We start from the raw sequence: 526 nt of genomic DNA, 5'->3' as shown, positions 1-526 counted from the left end.
GGTATTACCCACAGTGCAATCTCGTCCATTGAAAATGGCAAAGTGAGCCCGTCGGTCAGCTCACTACAAAAAATCGTCAACGTATTTTCTTTATCACTGTCGGAGTTTTTCATTTTTGAACAATCTTCGAATGATGAAGTGAAAGTGGTCTTCAAACCGTCAGATCTCGTGGAAATTGGGAGCGAGACGGTATCCATGAAACTAGTGACGAATGGCGACAAAGATCAAGTTATTGGATTCTTGATCGAAGAATACGCACCACATGGAACAACAGGTGCGGCGGAAATCAGACACGAAGGCGAAGAGGTCGGCACGATTTTAGAGGGAGAAATCACTCTAGAGTACAAAGGCCACTCCTACGTCCTCACAGCCGGCGAGTCGTACATTATTGATACGACGAAGCCACATCGATTTACGAATCACACAGACAAGGCTTGTCGATTGATAAGTGCGCATACGCCAACCACTTTTTAGTGGGGGCTTGCCTTGTGTGACCACAAGGAGAGCGTATGAAAACCCAAGAGCA

1 protein-coding gene is annotated in these 526 nt (G+C 46.2%); it reads left to right on the top strand.

The window, feature by feature from the left end:
• The coding region (gene puuR / locus R8O10_RS27325) for an HTH-type transcriptional regulator PuuR (protein WP_318192249.1) at positions 1-474 on the top strand (474 nt) is incomplete at its 5' end.
• Positions 475-526: the final 52 nt, after the last annotated feature.

This window comes from Vibrio sp. 1727, from assembly GCF_033344415.1.
GTDB lineage: Bacteria > Pseudomonadota > Gammaproteobacteria > Enterobacterales > Vibrionaceae > Vibrio > Vibrio alginolyticus.
Note: the sequence above shows the minus strand (reverse complement) of the source record. Positions and strands in the feature narration are given on the sequence as shown.